This window comes from Mahella australiensis 50-1 BON, assembly GCF_000213255.1.
Lineage (GTDB): Bacteria > Bacillota > Clostridia > Mahellales > Mahellaceae > Mahella > Mahella australiensis.
Window position 1 is genome coordinate 1529636 of the sequence record NC_015520.1, and the last position, 15575, is coordinate 1545210.

The window sequence follows — 15575 nt, forward strand, 5'->3', positions numbered from 1 at the left end:
ACTATTTTAATGCATCGGAAAATAATGATACCAATGCCGGCGCTATGAACGTTTCTATCAACGTCGCTATAAGCAATGCTCCGAACAAAATCAATACGATGACTGTATATATCAGAAATTGCTGGCGGCGCTGAGCTTTATCCATGATATTTTGCCGATTTTTCCATAGATATATCGAATATCTCGTAGATACAACAGCCATAGCCATGGAAATGGGTATGGATATGATATTCGAGGGCAGCATCGATAAGGTCACAAAAAGCAGACCTCTGTATGCAAATTCTTTTACCATAAATCCTACAGTAAATCCTATAACAAAGCCGCGCACAACGATTAACAAAAAAATAAGCGGTACGCCTATAATAGCTATAAGACCGAATACCCAGCTCAATAAGGCCATCTCTCCATTATTAAGCAAAGATTGCTTAAATATGGCCGATGTATCCATAGGAGTCGTACCGAGTATAACGAAGAAATTATTTATTGTATCTATCAGCTCGCTTCTTTGTGTCTCATCCATGGCCCCAACAGAAAATGAACCGGCCGCTATACCCACTATGAAGGCAAACAAAACTATAATATATAATACCCAATTATCGCTTATATGCCGAATAAGAGTACTTTTTATGCCGTTTTTCAAATACTGCCACCCCCAGCTTTACACCTGTTCATAAAACATATGTATGCCGGTGGGCATTTTATTATGTATCTTATCGGTCTAGCAATCGATCGACGAATAATATGCCGACAATGCTTTTGCTGTCCTTTATATCACCTGCCATCACCATTTCGACCAGTTGATCAAGTTTATAATGCTCCACTTCTATGAATTCATCGTCGTCGGTATCACTGGTGCCTTTTGTTATGCCGGTAGCCAGGAATAAATACATATTTTCAGTGGAAAAACCCGGCGTCGAATAAAATGCAGTCAATGGCCGAATATTATCCGCTATATAGCCCGTTTCCTCAGCTAATTCCCTCAAGGCGCATTGCCCGGGATCTTCGCCGTATTCCATCTTGCCGGCCGGCAACTCCAGCAGCGTATCGTCTACTGCCTTTCTGTACTGGCGTACCATCGGTATATATCCACCGTCATCTATCGCCACCACTACCACCGCTCCGGGATGAACCACTATATCCCTTGAGCTGATCTTGCCGTTTGGCAAGCGCACTATATCTTTGCGCAGCGATAAAAAAGAGCCCTTGTATATATCCTCACTGCTTATCGTTTCTTCTCTCAAATCCATATATGTAATCCTTTTCCTTTTGCTGTCAAGCCATTTGTGCAATAACCATTTTTATTAATGATATAGCCGCCAAGGCTGTATGTCAAATATTTTTTAACGCGCCGGCCACCTTAAAAAATGCCGGATCATCATTATAGCTGCGTCCCATGGTCGTCACGTGTAAGCCGTAACGCTCCATTATAGCTCCGATGCAACTCCCGTCTCTAAACCTCCATCGATGTTTGTTAAGAAGATTACCGCCTTCTATTTGCGATATTACCATTCTCATTTGCTTTTTCGGCAATATTGGTATATATACCTCAGCCTGGGTGTGGGCCGCTAAAGACAACGCGGTCAACGAATGGTGGCTTATGCCAATATGTCTCGATCTTGGATCGGAAAAACTTATACGCGGCATGAATATAGCCCTCCCGCTCAAAGCATTTACATCGTCTATATAATGGCCTTGCTCTAACGTGCTGAAGCCGTACATCGTACCGGTTCCTATAATTCCCGGTCCTATGGCGACTATTGCAGCATCAGCACGAGCTATTCTATGGGCTGTTATAAGTGCCGTATAAAGGTTTACCGCCTCATAATCGCCGCCGAACGCATTGCCTACTGTTATGGTATAATCGAGCAATTCTTTGCGACGCAATTCCTTAACGGTATTGCTGAAAGCTATTGGCAAACAAGCTCTATCGGTCATTATGTAAGCCAACGTATCAAACCCTATATATTTCAATACAGCCGCCGTCGGCGCAAGCATACTGTGCAATTCGCATATTATAACCGGCATACCATCCAACGTGCATTCCCTTGTAAATGCGCTGTGATATGCGCTATCGTCCTCCTCCACCGATAAACACCCGAACTGCCATGGCGTATAAGGCAATTTCATTATATGACCGTCGCCATACATTTTCACAGCATGCATGGCATCATGCCAAAGCACAAAATGGAATCCGCCGCTGCCCAGTTTTAGTCTTACGGCTGTAGTATTCAGCCATACCTTTTGTCCAATTTCTATTCGCCCGTATATATCTTTGTAATTTATAGCCTTTTCTACTAAACCGTTCAAATCCACATATAATATTTGAACGGTATCGTCCTCTTGTATGATATTCGCCACTACGCCGCATTCCAAAGTCATCATCGCTCCCTGCCCATCCTGTCAATCGCGCTCAATACCCTGGAATGTTCTATTAAAGCGCTGAATGAATAATGCTCGGCCAATAGATGAGCCATAACCACCCCCATTAAATAGATGTATTTATAGCTTTGAGGCCAGCTTACGACTATCGCCCAACCTACAGCAGCGCCTAGCATGTTAGCCCCCGTATCGCCGAGCATACCGGCCTCACTTGCATCCAACGGAAAGTATACTATGCTAGCAATTACCAGAGGCAAAATAAATAGTATACTGCCTATATGCCCCGGAGCAAATACAACAGCTATGGCCGTCATCAACCAAAAGACCTTTAGGCATCGACCGGGCCGCAAGTCAAACAAATTCATAAAATTAGCCGATAGCGCGATGATGAATACGTTTAATGCAAGAGCGTATATATCGGAATATATTGAAAGGCAGGCTAATAATGCTATGCCTATGCCGAGCAGTGCCTTAAAAGCCCCTGTCGTCATATGTCCGGACATGAGTTGAATCAGGTGAGCCTTAATACCCTTTACCTGTCGTTCGCCTAAAAGGTCGTCTGTAAGGCCGATAAAAGCCATGCCATATAGCAGTAAAAGAAACGCTGTTAAATGCGTTTTATTTGCTGTAGGAAAAAAGTATAAGAAAGAAACCGATAAACTTGTAGCTGGTAGTAATATAATGCCCAGGGCTGTGGGTATCATTCTCCCCCTATAATTTAAGATGAGCGGACCGGTTCGTTTTATCATATTGTATGTAATATCTTTGGAAAATAATGTTAACATTGCGCTGCTCAATAATGATAGTATTATATATACCATGTCGACCGCCTTCTTCTGCTCAAGGATACAGCCAAAATAGCCATCAGTATATCTATAAATTGACGGAAACGGTGTATAAAGCCTTTGACATCTCTACCGCTGTAACGGTGTACCATGGCAACGTCTATCTCCATCACCCTGTATCCGGCCCTTAATATATCTGCGCTCATGCCCAATTCGATACCGTAACCGTTATATCGTATGCCTATCTTATCCAATACCGCCTTTTTAAAAGCCCTCTGACCAGACAAAACGCTCTCTAGGCGTTGTCCTGTCAGCACCTTTATGCCCCAATGGGCAATACCCTTAACTATACCAAAACCTCCATGCATTTTATATGTCTCATTACATACAAACCGCGCTATGGTTACATCGGCTCGATCTTCCAGCAACGGCTGTATCAATAGCGATGCCTGCTTGGCTGTATTACCTGTATCTGCATCCAAAAATAGCACTATATCGGCCTGATCGACATATGCATAGCCTTCTCTCAAGGCAGCGCCCTTTCCCATGTTATGCTTAAAGCGTATCACTTTGGCGCCGGCCATAACGGCTTTTTTACCGGTATCGTCGACAGAGCCGTCATCGATGACTATGATCTGCGATACATGATGGATTTCTTTTGCCGCGGCTATAGTATCAGCAATGACGTCTGCTTCGTTATAAGCTGGAATCAGAACTGCCAAAGACGGATCATCAGCGTTCATCGTTTGATTCAGCCTCCTGCGCACTGGTTTCCAGTGAATTGGCCATTATAGCTTCGGCCGCTGATTTGACACCGTAATGCCCATCGACTCCTCTGATAACGGCTATAAGGGATAGTTTACCTATAGACGAATCTATGTTATCTATTGTAGATATACCCTCCTTTTTATAAAGCTGCATATGAGAGTTGGATACCAATTCCTGCTCAACGGCTGCCAGAGGTATATCGGTCGCCTTTACCGCCCACGTCAATTCTAATTCCAAACGCTGGTTTGAAGGTCCTCCTACGGCCAATATGATAAAATCTGGCACCGATTTTATGGGTATAAGAGACTTAATATAACCATTATCCAATAGTTGCTTATAATGATCGTCTTCTATACCTTGCTGCAGGGCAAGCACTATCTGCTGCACCATATCGCTATATGAGCCTTTGGTATCGCTGTATATTATCAGCCATGACGCTATTTCCGCCCCTGCTGTTTCCAAGGAGCTCTTCATGTCTTGATAATCATAAGCATCGCCGATTTGGACTATCGCGATACTTGTGCCGACAAGCTTCTCTTTGGTCAGTTCCTGATACATGATTTTATTGATGGTTTCGTATGTATTACGTTCTTTCGTCAGTTGAGAAAGCTCGTCTAGCAAAGATGTGTTCTCTTTTCTTAATCGGGAGAACTCCAATTGGATCTGGTCGGCCAGAGCAGCCTGGCTTTCATCTATCATATTGCCGTTATTCATATTAAAACCCACGAATATCCCTATTCCTATCGATAGGAATAGGGTCATTATCAATATGATGTAATATTTGATATTAATCATCGCGCTACCATCCTAACAGGATCTGAAACCGTATCAACAACAGTTTATATAATTGTTGAAAGGCCGGGGACAGGCCGGTCACCATGATTATTGGAAAAAGCGCTGCAGCGATCAAACCGACTACATGTGACAGCCTTATATGTGAATTATATAGTTTATTGACACCTTTGGCATCCACCAGTTTATAGCCTATCTTCATGCGCGTAAGCAACGTGCTGGCCATACCATTCCTGCCTTTTTCCAGAAAATCTATAACATTGCTATGGCTGCCCACCGCCACTATGAGGTCAGCACCCTTTTCATAAGCCAGCATCAAGGCGGCATCCTCGCTGGTACCTATACATGGAAATGCATGGGCGTTCAAGCCCAATCTGTTCACCCTTTCTATACCTGGCGCCACACCGTTAATATAAGCATGAACAATGATCTCCTTGGCCTTTTTTAGCGCGATATCGCTGACGCTGTCCATATCCCCTATTATTATATCGGGTATATAGCCGCACTCCAATACAGCATCGGCTCCACCGTCCACGCCTATTATTACAGGATGTATTTCGTCTATATAGGATTTTATAGCCTTAAGATCATCTTTATAATCCCTTCCCCTTATGACTGTCAATACATGCCTACCTTTAATATTCGTTGTAAGCGGCGGAATATCAAGCTGTTCCAATATGATGGCTTTTTCCGTTTTGGCATGCTCCAACGTATTATCTATGAATCTATCCAATACTAACTTCAAGCTTTTGTCGGCTTGAGCCATCCGAGCCTCGAAGATAGCTTTGGACATCAGAACGCCACAGCCTATCTTCCGACCATCTTTGTAAATATCGCTGCCATCTATGATCAATATGTCCCCGTCTTTTACTATATCGAATATATCATCGGTCACGTCGTCTATGACTGTTATCCCGGCAGTTAACAGCATAAATACGCCCTTGGTAGGGAAAATACCTGTTATAGAACTTTCGGTATTTATTACAGCTCTAGGCCGTTTATCTAAAAGCAAGCGAGCCGCCACTTCATCTATATCTCTATGGGATACGATAGCTATCTCGCCCGCTTTCAATCGTTTTACAAGATTTTTGGTTTTATGATCTATTTTAGCTGTTCCTTTGATCAACGATAAATCTATACCTCCTTTCCTTTAGTAGGATTATCATAAAACCATAATTTATACCATGCATAAAAAAAGAAGCCTTAAAAGGCTTCATGTTAACTTGATCATTTTTGAATCCAATCGCAATTTATCTGCTATCATAGCTATAAACTCACCGTTGGTAGGCTTGCCTTTATCGACCTGTATAGTATAACCAAACATTTTATTAAGTGTCTCCGGCTTACCTCTGCTCCATGCCACCTCTATAGCGTGCCTTATGGCCCTTTCTACGCGGCTGGGCGTGGTGTTGTATTTCTCAGCTATTGTCGGATATAATTGCTTGGTTATCTTACTGAGCAATCCCATATCACTAACCACCATAGTTATGGCTTCGCGTAAGAATTGATAGCCTTTTATATGAGCCGGTATGCCCAATTCGTGCATGAGATCGGTTATTTTATTTTCTAACGACACATCGGTGCGCATCACCGCATCGCCGCGGCTTATGAAAGAAGATGTTAAAACGGGTTTCTTAGCATATGTATCATCGTTTTTTTCGGTAAAAATCTCCCTTATACGTTTAAGAAACATGGCTATATCAAACGGTTTTACTATATAATAGTCAGCCCCCAACGCTATCGCCTTTTGCGTGATCCTATCTTGCCCTACGGCAGACAACATTATAATCTTAGGCATGTGCTCCATATCAGACGCGTTGAGCCTTTCCAATACTCCCAGACCATCTAAATGCGGCATAATGATATCCAGAACCATCAGATTCGGATCGGTACGCGCTGCCAGATCTATGGCCTCCATGCCATCATAAGCAATGCCTACCACCTCCATATCCTCCTGTTTATTGAGGTATTCCGCCAAGATATCACAAAAATCCTTGTTATCATCTGCCAACAGAACCCTTATCTTATCCTCCAAAGCATTTCACTATCCTTTCAAATATATTTGAGTTATATTTTAACAATTCGACATAATTTCAAAAAATCCTGCTAAAATTATAAAAAAAATAGAAGAGCTCTTAGGCTCCCCTATTGATTGCGGCAATATATAATCCGCAAACCCTCTAATGTAAGTAGATTATCAGTTTTTTCTATTGTCTCAGACTCCGACGCTATAAGCCTGGCTAGCCCGCCTGTAGCTATGACATGAGGCTTGCCGGCATCCAATTCCAATGCCATACGCCGTACCATATAATCCACCAAGCCCACATAACCGTATACGATACCCGATTGCATACTGTTCACGGTATTCTTGGCTATGACGGTATCCGGTTTAGCCAATTCTACACGCGGTAACCGAGCTGTCCTCTCAAATAAGGCATCGCTGGATATCTTTATACCCGGCGCAATGGCGCCACCCAAATATTCGCCTTTATCCGAAACGGCACAAAACGTTGTGGCGGTACCGAAATCTATTATTATATCCGGCCCCCCATACGTCTCATATGCCGCTACAGCATTGACTATCCTGTCGGCTCCAACCTCCTTTGGATTATCGTATTTTATATTCATTCCGGTTTTTATGCCCGGCCCTACTACAAGTGGATCGCGATGAAAGTATTTGCGGCACATATGTTCTATGGAATACATTATAGGCGGTACCACCGATGATATTATTATGCCATCTATAGTTTCGGCGCTTAAATGCTCATAAGCAAATAACTGTGTTATCGATAAGCCATATTCATCGGCCGTTTTATTTTTGTCGGTAGCTATGCGCCAATACGAGATCAACTTTTTGTCGTCATAAACCCCTAATACTATATTGGTATTGCCTATATCCATTACCAAAATCATCGATCGATTTTTTCCTCCGCTTTGATTTACTGCCTGCTTATTCTACGCACAGCGCTTACCACTGCAATCGTTATTATAACGGCGATTATTATCTCCGGTATGCCATTGGTTAAACCTATCGCCGCTATTGCTCCGCCTGCGGCAGCTTCGCTTATGCCCATGGCTTTAGCCACACGAGCGGCATATATGATATATATCATACCTAACACGCCAACAGTATTGGTAATTGTACCCGCGGCGGCGGCTATGCCCGTTGCTACCGTATTGGCAACTGTCAAGCGCTTATCTGCGTCGTTCCTAGGCCATAATATCAACACCGCTCTGTAGACATAATACGATACCACGCCTATCAATATCCTGGGCAATACGGCTACCAATGGATTCAAAAATGCAAAGGACAAAACATTGGGATGCATCACTGCTTGAAGCATACTGAATGCACCGAATATCAATCCGATAAGAGCACCAACCAATGGACCTTCTAAAATTGCTCCTATAAGCACCGGTATATGCATAGTCGTTGCACTGGCCGGCGGTATGGGAATAAAGCCCAAGCCAGGCGTTAGTCCAAGTACGATAGATATGGCAGAAAGCACGCCTATTATAACCAACTTGCGCGTATCAATGCGCATAAAAAACACCTCCGTTCGAGTTCCTTAAAAGGATACCAGACGTTTTTATTTTATTTTTTGACTGCAGCAGTCTAGTTCCATGAGATACTAGCTAGTTGATATATATTTTACCACTTAAATATTTCATCCGCAAGGATATTTTTCGGCTATCTTAACAGCCGAAGTTTAAGTCATCTCATTTCTCCATATCAAAAATGAGCACTAAACGTGCTCATTTTTGATTAGAAGCTGCTATTTCAGCTTTTTGCTTTTCCTCCAAATGCTTTTGCCATATCTCGTCGGCCTCAGCGCCCCATTTCTCTGAGTACGGTTTGAGCTTATCGGCCAGCTCATCGACCGGTTCAGGGTCATCGTACTGCGTCGAATAAGCATTCGCCTCACGCACCATTTCTCTAAGTTGTTCGGGATTATCCAGCATGGGGCACGGCCGCAACATATTCTCGTTGAAAGGCTGGCGTTTCCTGTAGGCTTGCATTAACGGCGATTTAAGCGCTTCGAATAACGTCGTATCTTTGATATTACAAGTGGCATAATGTATGAACGCACATGGCTCTACATCTCCGTGAGCATTTATATGCAAATACCTCCTGCCACCAGCAATACAACCCATAGAAGCCTCGCCATCATTCCAAAAATCCAATACGAATATAGGCTTGGTAGATCGGATTTCATTTATGCGCTTATACATAGTAGCTCTTTCTTCCGGCGTGGCCATCAAGTCCAAATCAGCATCTCTGCCCACGGGTACGTACGTAAAATACCAACCGAATACGCAGCCTTTTTCCACCATTAAGTCGATGAATTCATCGGATGAAACCTCATCTATATTGCCATGCTTATAAGTGGTAGAGAAACCGAATATGCAACCGGCATCCCTCAATTTTTCCATAGCCGATATAACCTTTTGGTAAACGCCCTTGCCTCTGCGCTCGTCGGTAGTTTGCTCAAAGCCTTCTATGCTTATGGCAAATGCAAGGTTACCCACACGCTTTACTTCTTCAATAAACGGCTCATCTATAAGCGTGGCATTAGTGAATGACAGAAATACTGAATCCGGGTGTGCTTCAGCCAACCTTATAAGATCCCTTTTGCGCACCGTAGGCTCGCCACCGGAAAATATAGTAAAGTATATCCCAAGATCCTCAGCCTCACCTATCACTCGATCCAAGGTTTCATAATCCAAACTGGCACTCTTTTTATATTCTCCCGCCCAGCATCCTATGCAGCGGAGATTACACGCAGCCGTCGGGTCTATCAATATAGCCCACGGAACGTTTATATCGTATTTTTCAGATAATTCCAATTGTTTCGGCGTACCAAGTAAGCTAGCATTAAGAAAGAAATTAACGCCTATTTTCTCCGCCACATGTGGGTCGGTTCGTGTCAGCAAGGTTACGGCAAATTTATGCCAGTTATTATTGGGATCAAGAACATACTTCTTTAAGTTTTCTATAGTTTCCTTATCTTGTTTACGTATGGCTATTTTTTGAGCCCAATTAAGCATTTTAGGAAGATTCTTCTCGGGATCTTTACCCAAGTATTTTAGCCCCTGTTTCAGAACCGCCTCTCCTAATATCTTAGTCGCTGCACTCATAATTTATATCCACCTTTCTATAAACAGATTATATAGCTGTGACAACATATCCACAACGCTAAGGGCCTCTACCACATGATCTTATATAAACCACCATAAATCTCCCCTCTTTTCGACACACTTAAGTGACAGTGTTTACAGCAAAATCCCATAGCATATTTTGCTGTTCAATAGATATATCCGATATATTATGCTGAAGCCTATTTATGTACTGCATAATATTTTGGATCATAGCTTTATTTTTGCCCGTTTTCATAGCTTGGCCTATCAGTAGACCTATAAGTATTGACAATTTTAGTTCTGCTTTAATCTTCATCCTAGTAACTTCTTTTAAGCTATCATTTATTTCCTCTTTTTTTAGTTCGTCCCCTAGATCTACCATTAAAAGGGCTATAGTGTAGGCACACAACACCAGAGAATCGTCTAAATGCGATATTTCTTCAATGATATCCTCTAAAACGCGATTTCTATTCTCATGTTTTGCCTCCCTAATCTTTACCAACAGGCTTTCCTCTACTAGTTTCCATTTATCATCGCTAGTCACCGCACTTCCACATCCCGTTTCAACAGGTATAAAACCAACAGTTGAGCGTCCGGGCATATTATCGTTTCTTACTATATATGTAACATCCAATATACCCAACTCGTTTAACTGCTTCATGACATCGTAAGCTGTCCACTTGCTCACACCTAATTGATCTGCCACTTCGGAATAATGCACTGGACGCTTAAACTGGCCATAAAGCTGATTTATAGTGTTCAAAAAGTCCTGTTGCCGTCCAGTCAGCTTCATTCAAATCATCTCCCAAAAAACCAAAAAATATCTTGTTATTATAATAATAGAAATATATTCATTTGTCAATAGCTTATTTTGCCAATGTTATTATTCTATGATATTGTCATAGTAAAATTATTCTGCGATAATGTCATTATGAGGAGAGAGGAACAGTATTGTATGACAGAGAGCGAAATGCAAAAACTTGTTGTTATTAATAAAGTCATCGATGGGACGTTAACCGCAAGTGAAGCTGCGCAGGTTTTAGACCTCAGTGTTCGTCAAATATTTAGACTTAAGAAGGGGGTTAAAGAACAAGGTGCGTCTTTCGTTATTCATAAGAACAGAGGCCGTAAACCTGCTAATGCTTTAAGCGATGAGCTAGTAAACCATATCCTCACTTTGAGGAAGGAAAAGTATTTTGATACGAATTTCTCTCATTTTAGAGATTTGCTTGAGGATGATAAGGGTATTATTCTTAGTAATTCCTCGGTTTATAGAATCCTTGATAAGGCCGGTATTCAAAGCCCTAGAAAGCATAGACGCCCTCGTAAGATTCATGCTAGAAGGGAACGTATGCCTCAGGCTGGCATGTTGGTGCAAATCGATTGCACCTCTTTTGAATGGATTCCTTCTGTAGGTAATATGGCTCTCCACGGTGCCATAGACGATGCCACCGGTCAGGTCCTCGCGCTCTATTTTACTGAAAACGAGTGTATGAATGGCTATTTTGAGCTCATGCGTACCATCATTGGCCAATATGGTATCCCTATATCTCTATATGCCGATAAGCATACTATATTTGCTTCTCCTAATAAGGGTAAAATCTCTATCGAGGAGCAGCTTGAGGGTAAAGTGGTAAATGAAACCCAGTTCCAAATGGCTATGAGTACATTGGGTATATCTATCATTAATGCCAGGTCCCCTCAGGCTAAGGGCCGCGTAGAGAGGCTATGGAATACTTTGCAGGATAGGCTCAGGGCAGAATTGAGGATTTATGGCATTGATTCTATGGAAAAGGCCAATGAGTTTTTGCCTAAGTTCCTGGAGAGATATAATAAAAGGTTCGCCATAGAGCCTCAAGATCCCGAGCCTGCTTTTAGAGAATCACCGCCGGATATCGACTTAGATAATATACTTTGTGTTAAGTTATCTAGAAAAGTTGATAATGGCGGCGTATTTTCTCTACACAGCCAATATTATCAAGTTGTATGTGATGATGGCAAAACCGTTGCACCTATCGTTCCTAGAGCTAAGATAACGGTTCTTACCAGCCCCAGGATAGGTATACGGTGCAGTATGGCAATAATATATATGCTGTGAAAAAGCTCGATGAACCGCCTAAGAAAGCTCAGAAAGCTAATAAGGCAAGTTCATCGAGCACAGCTAAGCCTTATAAGCCTTCTCCCACTCATCCTTGGAAACAAGGTTGGCAGAAGGCGCCATCATATTGGTATGAGGAATCAGACAGAGAGATTTTAGAGGCTCTGTATAATTCCTCACGCGCCTGGCACTAGCCAGTATTAAGGCTTACAGCCTAATTATATAATAGCTGCGAAATGAACGTGCGTCAAGGGCAAGCGGAGCTTGTTTATTTTACCCTTTACGCACGGGAATGGAGCAGCTAGAATTTAGCAAAGCAGTAAGCCTTAAGATAGTATTATCTTTTTTGCTCATTTGGTGGTAATATATGTTCTCATATCATATTAATGTAAGTTGCTAAAGTTATATAACCAGCTTACTGTAATATAATCTATATTTAATGTTCCAATTATAGTAAATCTATGCCTCGTTATGAAATTTTCGCTGAATAAATATCAGCCATTTACTATGACATTTTCGCTGACTATTGACATAGCTTATTTTGCCAATGAAATAATCCTCTATAAATTTATAGCACCATGTTGCCGAAAAATAATAGTGAGGTGATTTTTGTTGAACATACATTACATATTTTTATCCAAGGTACGCGAGATAAATGAGAGATTACCCGAAGCAGCAAGGAATATACAGCAGATAAACTTCGGCAGGGTGTTTAACGCTAAAATGCAGCAAGGACAACAAGTAATGACACGTTCTGCCGTAAGCGCACAGGTTAAATATTATGCGCCCGACGTTCCATGGAAAATTATCGACGCTCAATCTTACACCGAATCCCTGGATGCCGTTTTTCGGCTTCAACATTTGCCAAGCGAAATAAACGATGCTATATCGCAAATGTCTCAGAAATATGATATAAATCCGGCGTTGATCGCAGCAGTAATAAAGGCCGAATCGAACTTTAATCCTAAGGCCGTATCATCAGCGGGAGCCTTAGGCTTGATGCAATTGATGCCCTCTACGGCCAAAGCTATGGGAGTAGAAGATCCGTTCGATATATTGGAAAATATTGATGGCGGTACGCGTTACCTAAAAAATATGTTGGAGCGTTTTGGTAACGTATCATTAGCTCTAGCGGCATATAATGCCGGGCCGGGCAGCGTAGAAAAATACGGAGGCATACCTCCATATTCTGAAACACAAAATTATGTTAAAAAAGTGTCGCGCTATATCGACGATTATAATGGGGGGCAAACCTCATTCATGATATAATGGCTTAAAGCATAGGCTACGCCATCCTGATTGTTTGAAGGGACAATATATTTGGCAAGTTCTTTTACGGCGTCTATAGCATTATCCATAGCTATAGGTAAGCCGACGCATTCGAGCATAGATAAGTCGTTTTCGCTATCCCCTATAGCCGCTGTTTCTTCCATAGCTATATTATAATGTTGTGCCAGCATTTGCAGCGCCTTTCCTTTGCTCACACCTTCGGCCATAACTTCAAAATTATTGGGCATAGATGCGCTTATAGCCAACGACGGTATACTCATAGCCTCACTTCGAGCCTTTGCCAATTTATCCAGATCATCATCGATCATCACAAGCTTTACTATATCACAACCACTGCGCAAGACAAAATCCACACCGTCATCTACATGCCGTATGGCTATTCGTTCTTCAAGCGGAAGCTTCTCATTCAGCTTGGCATATCCCCAAGAGGAGTATGCTAATTGCTCAGTATAGAGCACATCATTAGAGTAAAGATGATAATATATATCATATTTTTTAGCTACCTCTATACACCTGGCTGCTGCTGTAACATCCATAGGTTTAGTGTATATAATATTACTGCCCGTGGCATCGCTTACTACAGCACCATTGGATGAGATGACATAGGTTTGCAATCCCAATATATTGGCATAATGCCTAACCGCCGCAAAAATCCTGCCTGTAGCGATCACCACCTTTATTCCTTGATTCAAAGCATCTTTCACGGCATGTAAGTTTGCTTCCGTTATATCGTCGTTTGAATCCAATAATGTTCCATCCATATCTATGGCAAGCATCTTATATTTCAAAACATTTGACACAAAACTACTCTCCATATCATTTATTCTTTCGCATTTTATTTTAGCATATGCGCCTTCCCATATCAACTACAGATACATAGCTCCCAATTCTGCCAACTTAGAGCGTTCGCCTTTAATTAACGTAATATGACCGGAAACCTCTTGACCTTTTAGATGGTCTATTAGGTATGTGAGGCCATTGCTACTTATGTCCAAATAGGGGTTATCGATTTGCTGAGGATCGCCGGTAAATATGATTTTCGACCCTTCTCCTACCCTCGTTATAATGGTTTTGACCATGTGTGGTGTGAGATTTTGAGCTTCGTCGCATATGATGAACTGATTAGGCAACGTGCGACCTCTTATATATGTCAAAGCCTCTATCTCTAACATTCCTCGTTGTTGAAATTCCTGCACCAAGTCTCTACTGCTTATATCGGATTGGCAAAGATACTCCAAGTTATCGAAGATCGGCTGCATCCATGGGCGCAGTTTCTCGTCCTTGTCGCCTGGTAAATAGCCTATATCTCTGCCCAACGGCACCACCGGCCTGGTCACAAGCAGCCGCTTATATCGTTTCTCTTCTACAACTTCGTGGAGCCCGGCTGCTAAAGCCAAAAGCGTTTTGCCCGTACCAGACTGTCCGCTCAATGTTACAAGAGATATATCAGCATTTAGTAAGAGCTCCATAGCAAAACGCTGTTCTTTATTCTTCGGTCTTATACCCCATATTTCAAGATCTTTATAAAAAAGCGGAATTAAGCATTTTTCTTTGATAGAATAACGAGCCAGCATGGAATGGGATTGATTAGTATAATCTGTCAAAACTGCAAATTCATTGGGCAAAAAGTCAACATTATCTATTGATAACCGTGAATACTTATAAAAATCATCTATACATTCGGCGTTTACTTGCAATGTTTTAACGCCACTGAATAAGGTAGCTACATCTACTTTGTCATTTTTGTAATCTTCAGCCTCTAGTCCCATAGCATCGGCTTTTATCCTAAGATTTATATCCTTTGTGACCAGCTTTACCAAACCTGGATTTTCAACATTTAAGCTATATGCTACTGCCAGTATTCTATTATCGTATTTCTCACTGCTTAATCCTATCGGAAGATTATTTGGTGATTGATGATTGAGCTCCACTTTTATGATACCACCGCTGTCTGTATATACTCCGTCAGATAATGAGCCTCTGGCCCTCAAGGTATCCATTATGCGCGATATACATCGGGCATTATCGCCTATCTCATCTTGGCGGTTTTTTTGATTGTCTATCTCCTCTACCACGGCTATAGGTATAACGACACAATTATCTTGAAAGGCGAATACGGCTTCAGGATCATGCAAAAGGACATTGGTATCCAGCACATAAATTTTAGTCAAACAGCATCCTCCTTTGCTACATCTATCTATTGTTATGATAACAAATTATTATGCTCAACGAGTTAAATCTATGTTAATTTTTATGGGCATAGCTTAACATAAATTTTACAGAATCTTAATCGTATACATCTTCATTTGAAATACGTTTTGTAT

The 15575-nt window shown here is 41.8% G+C and carries 15 protein-coding genes and 1 pseudogene; 2 read left to right on the plus strand and 14 right to left on the minus strand.

From position 1 onward, the window contains the following. Window position 1 precedes the first annotated feature (1 nt). The 12 genes from spoIIM to MAHAU_RS15010 form a co-directional block, all read right to left on the minus strand. A complete protein-coding gene (gene spoIIM / locus MAHAU_RS07255) occupies window positions 2–640 on the minus strand; it encodes a stage II sporulation protein M (protein WP_013781075.1) in 639 nt (212 codons plus the stop codon). Window positions 641–710: 70 nt separating this feature from the next. Beyond that, entirely contained in the window at window positions 711–1247 is a 537-nt protein-coding gene (locus MAHAU_RS07260) for an NUDIX hydrolase (RefSeq protein ID WP_013781076.1), read from the minus strand. Between the two features lie 82 nt (window positions 1248–1329). Beyond that, entirely contained in the window at window positions 1330–2382 is a 1053-nt protein-coding gene (locus tag MAHAU_RS07265; RefSeq protein WP_041643944.1) for a DUF3866 family protein, read from the minus strand. After that, complete coding sequence (locus MAHAU_RS07270) at window positions 2379–3200, minus strand: MraY family glycosyltransferase (protein WP_013781078.1); 822 nt, start codon at window positions 3198–3200, stop codon at window positions 2379–2381. Before MAHAU_RS07270 ends, MAHAU_RS07265 begins: the two co-directional genes overlap by 4 nt. After that, window positions 3188–3907 (minus strand): glycosyltransferase family 2 protein, encoded by a 720-nt coding sequence (locus MAHAU_RS07275; protein ID WP_013781079.1) that lies wholly within the window; start codon window positions 3905–3907, stop codon window positions 3188–3190. Before MAHAU_RS07275 ends, MAHAU_RS07270 begins: the two co-directional genes overlap by 13 nt. Further along, window positions 3897–4727, minus strand: a complete 831-nt coding sequence (locus tag MAHAU_RS07280) for a copper transporter (RefSeq protein WP_013781080.1) — start codon at window positions 4725–4727, stop codon at window positions 3897–3899. The genes MAHAU_RS07275 and MAHAU_RS07280 overlap by 11 nt, the downstream gene beginning before the upstream one ends. Before the next feature lie 4 nt (window positions 4728–4731). Beyond that, window positions 4732–5850 carry a putative cytokinetic ring protein SteA gene (steA, locus tag MAHAU_RS07285; protein ID WP_013781081.1) on the minus strand — a complete coding sequence of 373 codons (1119 nt, stop codon included), beginning with the start codon at window positions 5848–5850 and terminating at the stop codon, window positions 4732–4734. Window positions 5851–5937: 87 nt separating this feature from the next. Continuing rightward, a complete protein-coding gene (gene spo0A / locus MAHAU_RS07290) occupies window positions 5938–6759 on the minus strand; it encodes a sporulation transcription factor Spo0A (RefSeq protein ID WP_013781082.1) in 822 nt (273 codons plus the stop codon). 110 nt (window positions 6760–6869) lie between these two features. Further along, the gene (locus MAHAU_RS07295) at window positions 6870–7637 is read right to left on the minus strand and encodes a type III pantothenate kinase (RefSeq protein WP_013781083.1); all 768 of its coding nucleotides are present in this window, start codon (window positions 7635–7637) and stop codon (window positions 6870–6872) included. Between the two features lie 26 nt (window positions 7638–7663). Then, on the minus strand, window positions 7664–8269 hold the full coding sequence (locus tag MAHAU_RS07300; RefSeq protein WP_041643946.1) for an ECF transporter S component: 606 nt from the start codon (window positions 8267–8269) through the stop codon (window positions 7664–7666). 211 nt (window positions 8270–8480) lie between these two features. Beyond that, window positions 8481–9863, minus strand: coding sequence for a radical SAM/SPASM domain-containing protein (locus tag MAHAU_RS07305; RefSeq protein ID WP_013781085.1), 1383 nt, complete (start codon window positions 9861–9863; stop codon window positions 8481–8483). Window positions 9864–9984: 121 nt separating this feature from the next. Further along, entirely contained in the window at window positions 9985–10656 is a 672-nt protein-coding gene (locus MAHAU_RS15010) for a hypothetical protein (RefSeq protein WP_013781086.1), read from the minus strand. 162 nt (window positions 10657–10818) lie between these two features. Here MAHAU_RS15010 and MAHAU_RS07315 point away from each other — a divergent pair. Together MAHAU_RS07315 and MAHAU_RS16035 are read left to right on the plus strand one after the other, a co-directional pair. Continuing rightward, window positions 10819–12155, plus strand: a pseudogene (locus MAHAU_RS07315) (ISNCY family transposase). Between the two features lie 415 nt (window positions 12156–12570). Then, window positions 12571–13230 (plus strand): lytic transglycosylase domain-containing protein, encoded by a 660-nt coding sequence (locus MAHAU_RS16035; RefSeq protein ID WP_013781087.1) that lies wholly within the window; start codon window positions 12571–12573, stop codon window positions 13228–13230. Here the strand turns inward: MAHAU_RS16035 and MAHAU_RS07325 are convergent. Both MAHAU_RS07325 and MAHAU_RS07330 read right to left on the minus strand, forming a co-directional pair. Next, window positions 13197–14051, minus strand: coding sequence for a Cof-type HAD-IIB family hydrolase (locus MAHAU_RS07325; RefSeq protein WP_171804970.1), 855 nt, complete (start codon window positions 14049–14051; stop codon window positions 13197–13199). The genes MAHAU_RS16035 and MAHAU_RS07325 overlap by 34 nt on opposite strands. Window positions 14052–14117: 66 nt before the next feature. Beyond that, window positions 14118–15422: a PhoH family protein gene (locus tag MAHAU_RS07330; RefSeq protein ID WP_013781089.1), complete on the minus strand. Its 1305-nt coding sequence runs from the start codon at window positions 15420–15422 to the stop codon at window positions 14118–14120. Window positions 15423–15575 lie beyond the last annotated feature (153 nt).

Coding starts and splice junctions, on each gene's coding strand:
- MAHAU_RS07295 (WP_013781083.1), bottom strand. CDS start 7,637: ATGATTTTGGTAATGGATATAGGCAATACCAATATAGTATTAGGGGTT.
- MAHAU_RS07300 (WP_041643946.1), bottom strand. CDS start 8,269: ATGCGCATTGATACGCGCAAGTTGGTTATAATAGGCGTGCTTTCTGCC.
- MAHAU_RS07260 (WP_013781076.1), bottom strand. CDS start 1,247: ATGGATTTGAGAGAAGAAACGATAAGCAGTGAGGATATATACAAGGGC.
- MAHAU_RS15010 (WP_013781086.1), bottom strand. CDS start 10,656: ATGAAGCTGACTGGACGGCAACAGGACTTTTTGAACACTATAAATCAG.
- MAHAU_RS07275 (WP_013781079.1), bottom strand. CDS start 3,907: ATGAACGCTGATGATCCGTCTTTGGCAGTTCTGATTCCAGCTTATAAC.
- MAHAU_RS07265 (WP_041643944.1), bottom strand. CDS start 2,382: ATGATGACTTTGGAATGCGGCGTAGTGGCGAATATCATACAAGAGGAC.
- MAHAU_RS07270 (WP_013781078.1), bottom strand. CDS start 3,200: ATGGTATATATAATACTATCATTATTGAGCAGCGCAATGTTAACATTA.
- MAHAU_RS07280 (WP_013781080.1), bottom strand. CDS start 4,727: ATGATTAATATCAAATATTACATCATATTGATAATGACCCTATTCCTA.
- MAHAU_RS07305 (WP_013781085.1), bottom strand. CDS start 9,863: ATGAGTGCAGCGACTAAGATATTAGGAGAGGCGGTTCTGAAACAGGGG.